Raw genomic sequence first — 15,782 nt, forward strand, 5'->3', positions numbered from 1 at the left:
AGACTTCTCTTTGTGGGGAGGAAGCCTGTATTCTTTGATATGAATGTGAAACTTTTTATCTAATAACCGTAATCTTGTGTAAGATTGTAATTCGATTGAATGATGTCACTGTAAATAGGTAACAATTCTTTCTTATTCGGTTGAAAATATTGTGCAAAACCTTTTACCGGATCACTGATGTATGTAGGCAAAACGGCTGCTCTCCAAGCAATTTTCGTATAACCTGTCGGTGTTGCATCCTGAGAAGGCATGTAAAATACCTGAGATTTGTCGCCACCGGTGAAGAAAATATCAATATCGTTGACATTTTGCTGTGCAGATTTTGTAGGATCATAAACCGATTTTTTATAATAAAGATTCAACGGTACGTTTGCATATTGTCCGGTTCCGCTTGCAAAAGCTGTCAGTTTTTGTCTTGTTTCCGTAATTTTTGCATCTAATAAATTCCAACGGATCAGGTCATATTTACGGATTCCTTCAGAACCCAGCTCCAATAATCTTTCCTGAACAATATAATTGAAGAATCCCACTTTATCTGTAGGAATTGTCCCCACCTGACCTAAATTTCCGGCGTAAGCTCTGTTTCTCACAAGTTTTACCGCGTTGATCGCTTCTGTAGAAGGTGCGCCGTGAATTTCATTATCTGCTTCTGCGAACATTAGCAAAACATCTGAAAAGCGCAGCAAAGGCCAGTCAACAGCGAGGTTTTGAGAAGGTCCTGTAATATTCGTCCAGGATTTTCTGTATTTTGAGTCTGTGAAAGAAATGGCATTTACAATTTCCGCCTGATTGGCATTATTCACTTTAAAAATTCCTACGTTCATGTCTCTTCTCAAGTCATATTTTGTAAACTCGTAGAAGTAAATTGGAAGTGCGTTGATACCGCCACCACCTTTCCAGTTGGAATTATCGTCATGCTTTAAACCGTTGTAATAACCGATTTTACTATCAGTTCTTGCATTACCTCCAAAAGCTCCCACACAGAAAATGATTTCGTTTGTCGCGTCCTGCGTGTTGCTGTGCAAAGCCCTGAAAACTGCTTCGTAGCTTGGATTTAAGCTGTGTTCTCCCGCGTGGTTCATGATGTCTTTACATTCATCGTAAGCAATCTGATAATAGGTTTGTGGATTTGAACCCTGTGCCATCTGCTGTGGACTTCTCCTTAAAGAATAACCCGCTCTCGCCAATGCGATTCTGGCTCTTAAACCTTTAACAAAACCTTTTGAAATTCTAGCATTTGTAGTGCTTCCTTCTGATCTCCACGGAACTAAAGCTGAAGCCTGAGCCAAATCTGCAATGATTTTTTCATAAATAACATCTCTATCGGTTTTCGGAAGATAAAGATTGTCGTAATCCGCTGATGGCTTGTCCTGAAAAGGTACATCGCCCCAGTTTCTTATTAATTCATAGTAAAACTGAGCTCTTAATGTTAATGCTTCACCAAGATAGCGGTCCATTAATTTTTTATCGGCATCGGAACCTGTCTGATAAACAGGAGAAAGCGGAATGTTTTTAATGCAAAGATTCGCTCTTTCGATTCCTGAGTATAATTTTAAGAAAGGTTTATTTAATTCTGTATTGGTAGGGCAGGCCCCGAAAGTTGAGATTCCCCTTCTGTCATTACAATTGTAGTCTCCGGACGTTCTGAAATCGTCGCTGGAATGAGGATAAATTAAAGCTAATCTCTGTCCGTACCCGTCATCGCCCGCCAACTGGCTGTAAACACCCACCAATGCCGTGAAAGTGTCTGAAGTGCTGTCGAATTGCTGTGCTTCCGAAACACTGGAAAAGTTTTCAGGATCCAGATAATCGCTACATGAATTTATAGTGGTAAGCGAAAGGATGCAGCTTAATATAATTATTGTCTTTTTCATGTTTAAGTTTAATTAAAAGGTTATATCAACACCTGTTAAAATAAATCTGCTTCTAGGGTATGCAGCATAATCAACTCCCGGAGTCAAAGGATTTCTTCTCGTACTTGCTTCCGGATCGTAACCGTCATAACCGGTGATGGTAAATAAATTATTTACGGTTGCATACAATCTGAAATTCTTGATACCAAGCACTTCTAACGAACCTTTTGGAAGGCTGTAGCCTATTGTTACGTTATTTAATCTTAAGAAAGATCCGTCTTCAATGGCATAAGAATGAAGAATATAGTTTCCTTGCGGAGGCGTCCACATGGTTGTATTGGCGTTCAATGCAGCCAGGGCAGTAGGATCTGTTACTTTTACACCCTGATCATTAAACCATCTCCATCTGTCTGCAACTTCTGCAGCCATGTTGTTGTCTCTGTATAAATATTGAGTGGTAAACTCGATTTTATTGGCATTGTAAACTTTATTTCCGACAGAAAAATTGAAAAATAAGCTCATATCCCAGTTTCTGTATCTGAAAGTCTGGTTGAAACCTCCGTAGAATTTCGGCTGAGCGCTTCCTAGTTCGGTTTGATCGGCTGTTGTGATCTGTCCGTCACCATTTAAATCTCTTAATTTAAGATCTCCCGGCTGGATTGGCTTTGAACCATTCGCGACAGCACTTGCATTGGGAACACCTGCTTTTAAGGTATAAGCCTGAGTTGCGGGGTTAAAATCAAAATCACCGATTTCATATCTACCCTCAGTTTCGTATCCGTAATAAGTTCCTACCGGATTGCCGACTTTAGCGATGAAATCATATAAATTGTTTACCCATCCCGAAGCTACAAGGTAATAATCGTTACCTCCGGAAACTCCTGCTCCTAGGCTTTTGATGATATTTTTGTTAGCTGATATGTTGAAATCTGTTTTCCATGTGAAGTTTTCTTTGTTGACGATAATACCTCCCAGTGAAACTTCGATCCCTTTGTTCTGCGTTTTTCCTGAGTTTTGATATTGATATTCATATCCTGATGTTTGCGGGATCTTGGCTAAAATCAACAAATCTTTTGTATCAGTGATGTAGGTATCCACACTTCCATATAATCTTCCGTTGAAGAGCCCGAAATCCAGCCCTAAGTTTTTAGAAACTGTAGCTTCCCAGGTTACATTTTTGTTGGCCAGTGTGTTTCCTGTAGTTGCTCCCGGCGTTACACCGCTTCCGAAGGTATATCCGAAATCTGTAGAAGTCGTAAAAAATGTATCATACAGGAAAGCCGGAATTCTGTTGTTTCCTGCGAGACCGTATCCGAAACGAAGCTTAAGCTCTTCCAGCCATTCTTTATTTTTAAAGAAACTCTCTTCTTTGATTTTCCATGCTACCGAAACGGCCGGGAAAGTTCCCCATTGGTTGCTGCCCGGTCTGAAAATACTTGATGCATCCGCTCTTACGGAAGCTGTTACAATATATTTGTTGGCAAAAATATAATTGGCTCTACCGAATAATGAAAACAGTCTGTCCGGTGGTAATGCTGCCGTTCGGGGTGCATCCTGAATCATCCCTGATGGCGGAATTGCAGACTGAATATTGGCGAAAGCTTCATTCGGACTGATAGATACGGGGAGCCATTTTGTGTAGGTGTTTGAAGTTTCTCCGTCCGTCTGTACGGTTTCTTCACCAATTAATAAATCAAGTTTATGATTCCCGAATTTCTTAGTATAGTTTAAAGTATTGGTATTGGTAATTCTTCTTGTTTGAGACCTTGTAAGCTGCACAATCGGCTGATTGTTGTTGGCTCTCGCGTCACTTGTAACGGTTCCCCAGAACTGATTTACGGCATTATCCCTTTGAACGTAACCGATTACACTTCGGAAAGTTAAATCTTTTGTAATGTTATAATTTAAATATCCATTTAATAATAAATCGTTGGTTCTGTTTTCCTTTACCTCGTTATCATTTAGGATAAGTGGATTAACAAGATTGGTTAACGTTGAGTAATTCGGGTCAAAATCATCGATCGGAACATTGCTTCCTCCCTCAAAAGGTTGATACCTTACCGCATTTCTCAGTCTGTTTGTTCCCTGAGAACCTGATGCGGAAGTTCCCGCCCCGGAAATCAGTTGGCGGCTGTATCTCGCATTGATTCCGACTTTTAATTTTTTAGAAATATCAAAATCATATTTAAAGTTGGCCATGCTTCTTCTAAAGCCAGAATTAAGCATGATCCCGTCTTCTTCCACATGGTTTAAAGTCAATGAAAATGCAGATTTGTCTGAGCCTCCCGTTAAGCTTAAATTGTGAGTAAAATTGAACGCTTCTTTTCCGAAAAGCTCATCCTGCCAATCTCTTTGCTTAATATTTCCATATTTTGAAGCCAGTTCATCAAACGCACCATATCTCGTGTTGAATGTTGTCTGGTCAGCCAAGTCTCCTCCTTTATTGTAAAGCTCATACTGATACATTACAAACTGGTAAGGATCAAGCACCGGAATGGTATTCATGATTTTTCTTACTCCGGTATAGCCGTTGTAATTGATGGTAGTTGCAGCCTTTTTACGGCCTCCTCTTGTAGTAATCAAAACAACACCGTTGGCCCCTCTCGATCCGTAGATGGAAGTGGAAGCGGCGTCTTTTAAGACTTCAATTGATTCAATTTCTTTGGGTGAGATGACAGTAAGTGCGTTGTCCATCTGGATTCCGTCCACGATATAGAGTGGGGCGTTACTTTGTGTAATCGATGTACCCCCTCTTACTTTAATTTCTACATCAGCGCCGGGAGATCCTTCACTTGCCATGATCTGCACCCCCGCAACTCTGCCCTGGATGGCTTCTGCAGCACTGTTTACGGGCATATCTTTCACTTCGTCGGCCTTTACTGAGCCAACGGCATTGGTAACATCTTTTTTGGAAACCTTGGAATAACCTACCAAAACCACTTCATCGATATTGGTTTCTTTATCCTTTTGCGTCTCCTTTTCTTGAGCCATTGCCAGGACAGGAAATAAAAAGAAAGTTAGATATAACCACTTTATTGATTGTACTTTTTTATCCATTTTGTATCCTTATAGTTTTAATTTTTGGTTGAAAGTTTTTTTCAATCGTTTTTGTTTGTGTGGATTTGTAAGTATTCTACTGATTTTTAGTGGCAAATATTTTTCTGAAAGATTTTACACATTTTAGAGTGCAATCGATTGCGTAAATTTTCATAATAAATATCTTGGCTTCTAAACTAATATTATTTTCCAATATGCAAAGAAAAAAATATTATTTTTTCATTAATTTGATTATCATTGTATGATAAAATTTGCGAAATAATTGATGTTATTAGTTTTGTAAAGTGTTGTAAATTAACAATTTGTTAATTTTAAAGATGCCGTAAATATTTCTTTAAAAAATTAAATTTTCTTAATTATTTCTTAATTTAAAACTTAAAATTTACTTAAAATTTAACTGTTTTTAGCCTTGAAAATTTCCCAAAATTGATAGTCAGGATTAACTTTTTTGCAATTTTCCTGATTTTTGTCATCTTTTCAAATTAATATTTTAGTTAAATTTTATACTTGACACTAATTATTCTTATTATATACAATATATATAGTAGTTTTAATATATTGTTGTCAAATTAATATCAACATATTTGTTATTTTATTTGGCATGATTTTATATTCAAAAGTGATTTGAGTATTAATTTTGGTTAATAATATCTGCAATATTTTCTAAAAAATTTCTTCTTTCTTATATTATTTTTAAAAATATTTACCTGTAAACCAATAATTTATAAATTTAAATTAATTTTTTGTTAACTAATTAAAGAATAATTATATATTTAACAACAAGTATTTCTACAAAATTTTAGTGTAATTTTATGCAATCGATTACGCAATGTTTAACAGGTTTTGATAAAACCGCAAAAAGAAAAGTATAAAAATCAAGCAGTATGACACAGTCAGAATTTCGTTACGCCCATCATCCTGAAGATGCAAAAAAGTATACCACTGAAGATCTTAGGAGGGAGTTTCTAATCAATGATTTATTTAATGAAGATAAGATAAAGTTAGTCTATACTATGTATGACAGGCTAATTGTAGGAGGTATTATGCCTTCAACACAAGCTTTGAAACTAGAACCGACAGATGATTTGAAAGCCGAGAATTTTCTTGACAGGAGAGAATTGGGAATCATCAACGTTGGCGGTGCAGGAAAAGTAACGGTAGACGGTGAAGTATATGAGCTTGCCAACAAAGAAGCTTTATATATTGGTAAAGGGGCAAAAGAAGTAATTTTTGAAAAATCGGGCGATGCACAACCTTATTTTTACATCAATTCAGCTCCGGCGCATCATACTTATCCTACAAAAAAGATCACGAAAAACGAAGCCGAAATCGTAGAATTAGGAGAGGAAAAATACGCCAATAAGCGTACGATCAACAAACTGATTGTAAATTCTGTGCTCGAAACATGTCAGCTTCAAATGGGAATGACGGAGCTTCATCCCGGAAGTGTTTGGAATACAATGCCATCGCATACCCACACAAGAAGAATGGAAGCGTATTTCTATTTTGATTTGGAAGAAGGGCAGACGATCAGTCATTTCTTGGGGCAGCCTCAGGAAACGCGTCATATTTTTATGCAAAACCGTCAAGCGGTGCTGTCTCCGGAATGGTCAATCCACTCAGGAGTCGGGACTTCCAATTATACTTTTATCTGGGGTATGGCCGGAGAAAATATGGACTACGGCGATATGGACGGGATCAAAACTAACGAACTAAAGTAATTTTTCTAATGAATTTATTTGATTTATCCGGTAAAGTAGCCGTTGTCACAGGAGGTACTCACGGATTAGGAATGGCAATGGCAGAAGGTCTTGCCGCCGCAGGTGCTGAACTGGCAATCACAAGCACAACACCGTCAAAATTAGAGGAAGCTTTAAACTATTATCATGATAAAGGATACAAAGCAACCGGTTATCTTTTTGATGTGACGGACGAACTGGAAGCTGCTCAGAAAGTAGCTTTAATGGAAGCTACTCATGGAAAAATAGACATCCTTGTCAACAATGCAGGAATCATCAAACGTGTTCCGGCGATTGAAATGGAAGTTGAAGACTTTAGAAAAGTAATCGATGTAGATCTTACAGGACCTTTTATTATGTCGAAATTAGTCGGCAAACATATGATCAAAAGAAAATCCGGAAAGATCATCAATATCTGCTCGATGATGAGTGAGCTGGGGCGCGACAATGTAGTGGCGTATGCTTCTGCAAAAGGTGGTCTGAAAATGCTTACCAAAAATCTGGCAACAGAATGGGCAAAACATAATATTCAGGTGAACGGAATCGGTCCCGGATATTTTGCGACTTCTCAGACAGAACCAATTCGAGTGGATGGACATCCTTTCAACGATTTTATCATCAGCAGAACGCCGGAAGGAAGATGGGGAAATCCCGAAGACCTTGCCGGAACCGCTATTTTCCTGGCTTCGGATGCAAGCAGATTTATCAACGGACAGATTATTTACGTTGACGGCGGGATTTTAGCGACTATCGGAAAACCTGCTAATGAATAACAACAGAATTAGATTAAAATGAAACCTTTTATTACAGATAATTTTTTATTACAAAATAAATACGCGGAAGAATTATACTTCAAGTATGCGGAAAAGCAACCCATCATTGATTATCATAATCACTTGATTCCCAAAGATATTGCAGAAGACACCGTTTTCGAAAATATCTCAAAGGTTTGGATTGCAGGCGACCATTACAAATGGAGAGCGATGCGTACAATGGGCGTGAACGAAAAATTCATCACCGGAGATTCTTCAGATAAAGAAAAATTTGAGGCTTGGGCAAAAACAGTCCCTTATACATTGAGAAATCCTTTGTATCACTGGACGCATTTAGAATTAAAAAGATACTTCGGAATTGATGAATTATTAAATGCAGACAACGCATCAGAAATTTACGAAAACATCACCGCTCAGCTTCAGACTCCTGAAAAATCGACAAGAGGTTTATTAAAAATGATGAATGTAGAATCTCTGTGCACAACAGAAGATCCTACAGATCTATTAAATTATCACCAAGATTTAGCGAAAAGTGACTTCTCTATTAAAGTAAGTACCGCTTTCCGTCCTGATAAAGCAATTTTAATTGAAAACCACAACTTTGCAGATTATATTTCAAAGCTAGGCGAATCGGCAGGAATTGAAATTAATTCTTACCAAACTTTGTGTGATGCTTTATTGAAAAGAATTGAATATTTCCACGAAAACGGATGCAGACTGTGCGATCACGGATTGAATAATATTTCTTTCGAAGAATTTACAGAAGCGGAAGTTAATGCTATTTTCAATGATAAAATTTCAGGAAAAGTAATTGCTGAAAAACAGGTAAATCAGTTTAAAACTGCTATTTTATTATTCTTAGGCGAAACTTATCATAAGTTTGGCTGGGTTCAGCAGTTTCATTTGGGAGCTTTGAGAAATAATAACGAAAGAATGCACAGGATTCTAGGTCCTGATACGGGTTGGGATTCTATCGGTGACTTCGTTCAGGCTGAAACGCTGTCTAAATTATTAAACGCTTTAGACGGAAAAGATAAATTAACAAAGACAATTTTATATAACTTAAATCCCGCCGACAACGAGATTTTCGCGACAATGATCGGGAATTTCAACGACGGTAGCATCAAAGGAAAAGTACAGTTCGGTTCAGGATGGTGGTTCCTTGACCAGAAAGATGGAATGATCAAGCAGATGAATGCCCTTTCAAACATGGGATTAATCAGCTGTTTCGTTGGAATGCTGACGGATTCCAGAAGTTTCCTTTCTTATCCGAGACACGAATATTTCAGAAGAGTATTGTGTAATCTTTTCGGTGAAGAAATGAAAAATGGTGAATTACCTGATGATATTGAGTTAATTGGTAAAACAATTTCAGATATTTGTTATCATAATGCTAAAAATTATTTTGATTTTTAAATAAAATTAAATTTTTAAACCATTAAGAAACTTTTGTGTCTTTTGTGGTTAAATAAAAAGAGTTAATTAAAATTATGAGTAACAAAATAGTCACATTCGGAGAAGTTATCATGCGACTTTCGCCACCGGGAAACAGAACCATGAAGCAGAGCCACGAAATGGAATTTTTTTTCGGCGGAACGGAGCTTAATGTAGCATCTTCATTGGCAACAATGGGTTGTGATGTGAGACATATCAGCAGTGTTTCTGATGATTTTGTGGGTGAATCGGCGGTTTCTTTTATTAAAAGTTTCGGGATTGATACAACTTTCATCAACAAAAATGAACATCCTTTAGGCTTATATTTTTTGGAAGTCGGTTCATCAGTTCGCGCCAGCAGAATCGCTTATAATAGATTAAATGGTTCTTTTGCGAATATTAAATCTGAACAAATTGACTGGAAAAAAGCCTTTGAAGGCTGCAAATATTTCCATTGGACAGGCATCAGCCCCGGAATTTCAGAATCGGCCTATGAAAGTTTAAAAGAAGGTTTACAAACAGCCCGTGAATTAGGAGTTGAAGTTACATCAGACCCAGCTTACCGCTCAAACCTTTGGAAATACGGTAAAAATGGAAACGAAGTTTTGAAAGAATTGGTTTCATATTCAACGATTTTCATCGGTGGAGTGAATGAAATTAATGAAATTCTGGGAACTCAGTTCTTATTAGATAAAGAAGGTTTCATCGAAGCCTGTAAAGAATTAAAACAACAAATTCCTTCTATTCATAAGGTTTTCGACAAGATAAGAATTGGTGTTACGGCAAGTTCTCAGCAGACGCAGGGAAGAGCTTTGGTTGGAAATGATTATTTTGAAACCGAGCTTTTAGAAGTCAATCCTGTAGTCGACAGAATCGGGACTGGTGATGCTTTTGCAGCGGGTTTGATTTATGGCTTAATCAATTTTAATGATGAAAAAGCACTGAAATTTGCCAACGCAGCCTGTGCAATCAAACATACGATTCCCGGAGACATCAATTATTGCAGCGCAGAAGATATTCTGGAAGTGATGAACGGAGATTCAGGAGGAAGAATAAAAAGGTAAAATAATCTCCGAATTCAGGAGGAAGTCACGAAAGGACGACTTAACAGAGGATAGGATAAAATCCTATAAACTATCAACAAAATAATTTTTAATAAAAAATTAAAAATGACAAAAATTCAATTAGTTACAAATACCATCATCAATCAAGGGGTTTTACCTTTATATTATAATGCTGATGAAACGGTAACTTTAGAAATATTGAGATCACTTTACAAAGCCGGAATCCATGCAGTAGAATATACAAGCCGTGGCGAAGCAGCGTTGAGTAATTTCACAAAAATGGTAGAAATCCGCAACGCAGAAATGCCGGAAATGCTTTTGGGAATCGGAACAATAAAGAATGTGCAGCAAGCAGAAGAATATGATAAAGCAGGTGCAGATTTCTTTATCAGTCCGGGGTTTGTGGCAGAAGTTGCTGAATTTTTAATTCCAAAAGATTCGTTGTACAGTCCGGGTTGTATGACGCCGACAGAAATTATCGAAGCTGAGAGCGCAGGAGTAACTTTCATTAAATTATTTCCAGGAAACATTTTAGGAACCGGATTTATGAGTGCTATCAAAGATGTTTTTCCGAACCTGAAATTCATGCCGACCGGTGGTGTTGATACGACAAAAGAAAGCATTGAAAGCTGGTTCAAAGCCGGTGTTTCTGCGGTAGGAATGGGAAGCAAACTGGTAAGTAAAGAATTGATGCTTGCTAAAGACTATGCAACGATAGAAAATGAAGCAAAAAAAGTACTGGAAATTATTCAGTCTTTAAAATAATAATAATGCTTAAAAAGCTGGAAACTTTGTGATCTTAATTGAGTGAAACGCCTTTACGAACTTAAAATCAACGGCATTATTTGCGGGAAATTCTTAGTGGACTTTGCGTTAAAAACAAGCATCATTATTTAAAATATTCAACAAACAATAACTAATTCTAAAAAATTAATATGAGCTCAGTTAAGTCTCTTAAACCGAGTACATTCAGATGGACGATATGCTTTTTGCTGTTCATTGCCACGACCATCAATTATATGGATCGTCAGGTGTTGTCATTGACATGGAAAGACTTCATCGCACCCGAATTTCACTGGAATAATAACGATTACGGAAATATCACGGCATTATTTTCTATTTTCTATGCGGTAAGTATGCTTTTCGCAGGAAAATTTGTCGATTGGATGGATACCAAAAAAGGTTTCCTGTGGGCGATCGCTATTTGGTCTGTTGGTGCGGTTTTACACGCTTTTTGCGGAATTGCAACTTCTGGTGTTTTAACGGGAAACTGGCTGGTAGGTTTTGTAGAATCTAAAGAAATCATCAGTCGGGTTGACAACGTTGGCGCAATCATCAGTACAAGTGTCACATTATTTATTTTTGCAAGATTTGTTTTAGCGGTTGGTGAAGCAGGAAATTTCCCCGCAGCAATTAAAACGACAGCAGAATATTTCCCTAAAAAAGACAGAGCTTTAGCAACAAGTATTTTTAATGCAGGAGCTACGGTTGGAGCTTTGGCAGCACCGATTACCATTCCTTTTATTGCAAAATCAATGGGCTGGGAATGGGCATTTATTATCATTGGAGCATTGGGATTTGTGTGGATGGGACTTTGGGTTTTCTACTATAAAAAACCTCATGAACATCATAAAGTTAACCAACATGAATTAACGTATATTCAACAGGATCAGGATGACCTGCCCAATGAAGATGCAAGTATTCCGGAGAAGAAATTTACTTTCAGAGAATGTTTCAGCTACAGACAGACCTGGGCTTTTGCGTTCGGAAAATTCATGACAGACGGGATTTGGTGGTTCTTTTTATTCTGGACACCGGCTTATTTAAGCTCAGTTTACAAAATGGATTCCACGCAAAGTGCATTACCATTATTCGTTCTTTATATGATCACTTTATTGTCGATTATCGGCGGCTGGCTTCCAAAATATTTCGTTGAAAAAAGAGGAATGAACGCCTATACAGGAAGAATGAAAGCCATGTTGATTTTTGCATTTTTCCCTTTACTGGCACTTTTAGCACAGCCTTTAGGATCGATTACCTATTGGATCCCTGTATTGATTATCGGAATTGCAGGAGCAGCGCACCAGGCCTGGTCGGCAAATATTTTCTCGACGGTTGGCGATATGTTTCCTAAAAAAGCCATCGCAACCATCACAGGAATTGGCGGAATGGCAGGTGGAATCGGATCATTTTTAATCAATAAATCTTCTGGTGTCTTATTTGATCATGCTCATAAAGCTTGGACCACCGTTGACGGAGTTCCATTGTTGGAAAAATATCCTCAATATATTAACGAACGTTTACCGGAAGGGTTTTTTGAACAATTAGAAAAATCTGGAGCCGTAATTTCAGACGGAATTGATAAAGGTTATATGATCATTTTTTCGATCTGTGCAGTGGCCTATTTAATTGCATGGACCGTAATGAAAGCATTGGTTCCAAAATATAAAGTGATAAGTAAATAATAAAAGTTCTTGGTAAAAGTTAGCGTTCTTCGCTGAGTGTAACGCCTTTGCCTCAATTTTATAATTGATTTATGGAAATCGGCGAAACTTCGTTTTGCGAACGAAAAATAAAACAGCATTTCAGGCAAAAAAAATCTTTGCGGACTTTGCGTTAAAAATAAAATCATCAATAGAAGATGGAAAATCAGACAAAACAGAAATTAAATCGTGAATTAATTGATTCCCAGGAAAAGCTTCCCATTAAAATTGTACAGTTTGGAGGAGGAAATTTCATGAGAGGATTCACAGATTATGTGATTGATAAATTAAATAAAGAAGCAGGATTTAATGCAGGAATCGTAAACGTACAGCCGACTCCGGGCGGTTCAGTTCACAAATTGGAAGAGCAGGATAATGTATACACGCTTTTCTCAAGAGGAATTAAAAAAGGAGAGATCATTGACACAAAACAGGTGATCTCGGCGATTCAAAAATCAATTAATCCTTATACACATTACGATGAATTCCTGGCTTTGGCAAAAGAAGAAGAATTGGAATTTATCTTTTCCAATACAACAGAAACAGGAATTGCTTACGACGAATCTGAGAATAATTACGCTGGTCCGCATAAGAACTTTCCTGCGAAAGTAGCGGTCTTATTACACGAACGATTCAAACATTTCAATGGAGCAGAAGATAAAGGATTGAGAATTATTCCTTGTGAATTAATTGAAGATAATGCATTTGCTTTAAAAGAAATAATCATAAAATATGCCCAACTTTGGAATTTAGATTCTAACTTTGTGCAATGGATTGAACAAAGCAGTTATTTCCACAACACATTGGTAGACAGGATTGTTCCGGGCTATCCGAAAGATGATGTGGAAACCTATGAAGATCAGCTGGATTATGAAGATCAAATGATGGTGGTTTCGGAAGTGTTTCTGCTTTTTGTGATTCAGGATTTAGCCAATTTAAAAGAAAGAATTCCTTTCGATACAATTGATGAACAGATTTTGGTTGTTGATGACATTCAGCCCTATCGTTTAAGAAAAGTAAGGATTTTGAATGGCGGTCATACATTAATGTTGGCTCCGGCTATTTTATCAGGAAAAGAAACGGTAAAAGAATCTATTGACGATCCGTTTTTAGGTAAATTTTTAAGTGAAACGATATTCAATGAAGTGAACCCGACTTTAGGTTTAGATGAAAATGAATTAAAAGATTTTGCTGAAGAAGTTTTCGACCGGTTCAGAAATCCGTTTATCAAACATTATCAGGCAAGTATCGCTTTGTATTTTGTTTCTAAATTTAAAGTGAGAATTCTCCCGAGCCTGTTAAAATATGTTGAAATTAACAACAAATTACCGCTTAATTTAACCTTCTCATTGGCAAGTTTAATCAGATTTTATCAAGGTAAGTTTGGTGAAAAAGCTCTTCCGATAAATGATGAGGAAACAATAGTAAACAGATTCAAAGAAATCTGGACAAATAATAATTATGAAAAAGTGGCAGAATTGGCGTTAAGCGAAACCACTTTCTGGGACACAGACCTTACAAAGGTTAACGGCTTGAAAGATGCAGTAACAAAGGCGTTGTGGGAAATCGACCATAATGATATCGAAACTGCATATCACAACTTTATACAATTTTATTCTTAAAACATGCAAAAGAAAGTACTGAAAGTAAATCCCAAAGACAACGTTATCGTAGCGCTGTTGGATTTACCTGCCGGCGAATCGGTACATCTTGACGGTGCAGATTACACGATTCTGAAAGATATAAAAGCAAAACATAAATTCGCTGCCGTAGATTTTGAGGATGGCGATCATATCATCATGTATGGCGTGATTGTTGGAAAAGCGAACCAATCCATCAAAAAAGGCGAAGTTATTACCACGGAAAATGTAAAGCACCAAAGTGCAAAAGTAGAGGGGAAAACCACTACATTAAGCTGGGCTCCACCGAATGTAGATAAATGGAAAGACCGCACTTTCATGGGCTATCACCGTGAAGACGGGCAGGTGGGAACAGAAAACGTATGGCTTTTCTTTCCTTTGGTATTCTGCGAAAATAAGAATATTGAAACCCTGAAAGATATCTTTGAAAAGGAACTGCTTCATGAAAAAGCCAGCAAACATCAACTGTTATTGAGGTCATTATTGAATGGCGGTTCAGATTCTGATGTTGCGGTGGAAGAGGAAGTACCTGATACAAGAATTTTTAAAAATATCGATGTAAGATTCATCACGCACCAGGGCGGCTGTGGCGGAATTCGTCAGGACGCGGAAGCATTGGGAAGATTGTTCGCAGGATATGTCAACAACCCGAATGTTGCAGGAGCAACGGTTTTGAGCTTAGGGTGCCAGAATCTGCAGGTGCAGATTTTTATGGATGCACTTCACGCATTGGCTCCGGATAACAAAAAACCGATTGTGGTTTACGAACAGCAGAAATCGGGGACTATCGATGAAATGCTGACTGGCGTTATTAAAGATTCATACGAAGGCATTAAAAAAGCCAATGAGATTGAAAGAAAACCGGCACCCATCACAAAACTGAATATCGGTTTGGAATGTGGTGGTTCAGATGGTTTCTCGGGAATTTCTGCAAATCCTGTTTTGGGTGAAGTTTCGGACATTATAGCGGCAGTAGGCGGAACAACCATGCTTGCTGAATTTCCTGAATTGTGTGGTGTTGAGCAGGAATTGGTAAACCGTTGCATCAATGATGAAGACGGAGTGAAATTTCTTCAATTAATGAAAGATTTTGAAAAATCTGTAGTAGCGGCAGGGTCAGGTTTTGATATGAATCCATCTCCCGGAAATATCAAGGATGGCTTAATTACCGATGCGATGAAATCTGCAGGAGCTGCCAAAAAAGGCGGTGCCGCGCCGATTGTAGAAGTGTTGGATTTTACAGAATATGCCACAAAACCCGGATTAAACCTTCTTTGTACTCCCGGAAATGATGCCGAATGTACGACAGCTTTAGTGGGTTCGGGGGCGACAGTAGTCCTTTTTACAACAGGTCTTGGAACCCCGATGGGAAATCCTATTGCACCGGTAGTGAAGATTTCTTCCAACACAGTTTTGGCGGAAAGAATGCCGGATATTATAGATTTTAATGCCGGTACGGTGATCAGCGGGAAAAAAACAATCCCGGAAGCTGCAGACGAATTGCTGGAGTTCATCATAAAAGTAGCAAGTGGCGAGGTAAAAACAAAAGCAGATATGCTTAATCAGAATGATTTTATTCCCTGGAGACGGGGAGTATCTTTATAATTGTTTAAATTATATAAATATTAGGGTTGAAAATGCTTTCTACATTTGTGGAGAGCATTTTCTTTTTTGAAGTATTTAAACATGAAATTTTCAACGATAACGTGACTATGAATTAAAATTATTAATCTTTTTAT

Annotated in this window: 10 protein-coding genes; 8 read left to right on the top strand and 2 right to left on the bottom strand. The window is 37.7% G+C overall.

Features of this window, described 5'->3' with window-relative positions; all coding sequences use genetic code 11:
* Window positions 1-59 precede the first annotated feature (59 nt).
* The gene (locus tag ATE47_RS05840) at window positions 60-1,874 is read right to left on the bottom strand and encodes a RagB/SusD family nutrient uptake outer membrane protein (RefSeq protein WP_062161077.1); all 1,815 of its coding nucleotides are present in this window, start codon (window positions 1,872-1,874) and stop codon (window positions 60-62) included.
* Between the two features lie 12 nt (window positions 1,875-1,886).
* The gene (locus ATE47_RS05845) at window positions 1,887-4,910 is read right to left on the bottom strand and encodes a SusC/RagA family TonB-linked outer membrane protein (protein ID WP_062161078.1); all 3,024 of its coding nucleotides are present in this window, start codon (window positions 4,908-4,910) and stop codon (window positions 1,887-1,889) included.
* Window positions 4,911-5,794: 884 nt separating this feature from the next.
* On the opposite strand from ATE47_RS05845, the gene kduI reads away from it, so the two are divergent.
* From kduI to ATE47_RS05885, 8 genes are all read left to right on the top strand, one after another.
* Complete coding sequence (kduI, locus tag ATE47_RS05850) at window positions 5,795-6,631, top strand: 5-dehydro-4-deoxy-D-glucuronate isomerase (protein WP_062161079.1); 837 nt, start codon at window positions 5,795-5,797, stop codon at window positions 6,629-6,631.
* Between the two features lie 8 nt (window positions 6,632-6,639).
* A complete protein-coding gene (locus ATE47_RS05855) occupies window positions 6,640-7,422 on the top strand; it encodes a gluconate 5-dehydrogenase (protein ID WP_062161080.1) in 783 nt (260 codons plus the stop codon).
* 18 nt (window positions 7,423-7,440) lie between these two features.
* The gene (uxaC, locus tag ATE47_RS05860) at window positions 7,441-8,838 is read left to right on the top strand and encodes a glucuronate isomerase (RefSeq protein ID WP_062161081.1); all 1,398 of its coding nucleotides are present in this window, start codon (window positions 7,441-7,443) and stop codon (window positions 8,836-8,838) included.
* A gap of 74 nt (window positions 8,839-8,912) precedes the next feature.
* Complete coding sequence (locus ATE47_RS05865) at window positions 8,913-9,920, top strand: sugar kinase (protein ID WP_062161082.1); 1,008 nt, start codon at window positions 8,913-8,915, stop codon at window positions 9,918-9,920.
* 105 nt (window positions 9,921-10,025) lie between these two features.
* The gene (locus ATE47_RS05870) at window positions 10,026-10,685 is read left to right on the top strand and encodes a ketohydroxyglutarate aldolase (protein WP_062161083.1); all 660 of its coding nucleotides are present in this window, start codon (window positions 10,026-10,028) and stop codon (window positions 10,683-10,685) included.
* A 170-nt stretch (window positions 10,686-10,855) separates the two neighbouring features.
* Window positions 10,856-12,385 carry an MFS transporter gene (locus ATE47_RS05875; protein ID WP_062161084.1) on the top strand — a complete coding sequence of 510 codons (1,530 nt, stop codon included), beginning with the start codon at window positions 10,856-10,858 and terminating at the stop codon, window positions 12,383-12,385.
* A 176-nt stretch (window positions 12,386-12,561) separates the two neighbouring features.
* Window positions 12,562-14,025 carry a tagaturonate reductase gene (locus ATE47_RS05880; protein WP_062161085.1) on the top strand — a complete coding sequence of 488 codons (1,464 nt, stop codon included), beginning with the start codon at window positions 12,562-12,564 and terminating at the stop codon, window positions 14,023-14,025.
* Window positions 14,026-14,028: 3 nt separating this feature from the next.
* Window positions 14,029-15,648, top strand: a complete 1,620-nt coding sequence (locus tag ATE47_RS05885; protein ID WP_062161086.1) for a UxaA family hydrolase — start codon at window positions 14,029-14,031, stop codon at window positions 15,646-15,648.
* Window positions 15,649-15,782 lie beyond the last annotated feature (134 nt).

The organism is Chryseobacterium sp. IHB B 17019, from assembly GCF_001456155.1.
GTDB lineage: Bacteria > Bacteroidota > Bacteroidia > Flavobacteriales > Weeksellaceae > Chryseobacterium.

Bases quoted from the DNA above. Each gene is read 5' to 3' on its own strand.
- ATE47_RS05840 (WP_062161077.1), bottom strand. From the start codon at position 1,874: ATGAAAAAGACAATAATTATATTAAGCTGCATCCTTTCGCTTACCACT.
- ATE47_RS05845 (WP_062161078.1), bottom strand. From the start codon at position 4,910: ATGGATAAAAAAGTACAATCAATAAAGTGGTTATATCTAACTTTCTTT.
- kduI (WP_062161079.1), top strand. From the start codon at position 5,795: ATGACACAGTCAGAATTTCGTTACGCCCATCATCCTGAAGATGCAAAA.
- ATE47_RS05855 (WP_062161080.1), top strand. From the start codon at position 6,640: ATGAATTTATTTGATTTATCCGGTAAAGTAGCCGTTGTCACAGGAGGT.
- uxaC (WP_062161081.1), top strand. From the start codon at position 7,441: ATGAAACCTTTTATTACAGATAATTTTTTATTACAAAATAAATACGCG.
- ATE47_RS05865 (WP_062161082.1), top strand. From the start codon at position 8,913: ATGAGTAACAAAATAGTCACATTCGGAGAAGTTATCATGCGACTTTCG.
- ATE47_RS05870 (WP_062161083.1), top strand. From the start codon at position 10,026: ATGACAAAAATTCAATTAGTTACAAATACCATCATCAATCAAGGGGTT.
- ATE47_RS05875 (WP_062161084.1), top strand. From the start codon at position 10,856: ATGAGCTCAGTTAAGTCTCTTAAACCGAGTACATTCAGATGGACGATA.
- ATE47_RS05880 (WP_062161085.1), top strand. From the start codon at position 12,562: ATGGAAAATCAGACAAAACAGAAATTAAATCGTGAATTAATTGATTCC.
- ATE47_RS05885 (WP_062161086.1), top strand. From the start codon at position 14,029: ATGCAAAAGAAAGTACTGAAAGTAAATCCCAAAGACAACGTTATCGTA.